The 296-nt window shown below is 38.5% G+C and carries 1 pseudogene; it reads left to right on the top strand.

The features are described 5' to 3' along the window. Window positions 1-296: pseudogene (locus ACYQ0O_RS13200) on the top strand (cobyrinic acid a,c-diamide synthase); the annotation flags it as partial.

The raw sequence follows: 296 nt of genomic DNA, 5'->3' as shown, positions 1-296 counted from the left end.
ATACAAGGGCCATATCATTGATTTCCAACCCCTTTTTCAAGGAAGGTACTCAATTTTTAGGTCATGAATTCCACTATTCCAGTTGTGAAATTAAAGGAGATGACGTGATATTTGTCCTGGATCTAAAAAGGGGCAAGGGAATTTTACAGGGAAAAGACGGTCTCCTATACAAAAACACTTTTGCCTCATATAATCACATACATGGTCTACACATTCCCTCATGGGCGCAAAATTTTGTTAGGGCGTGTTCTGTTTATAAAGAGGCACTAGCTTCAAAAAAAAAGCATCTTTCCCCT

This window comes from Desulfothermus okinawensis JCM 13304 (assembly GCF_054654515.1).
This window is presented reverse-complemented; position numbering and strand designations above follow the sequence as displayed.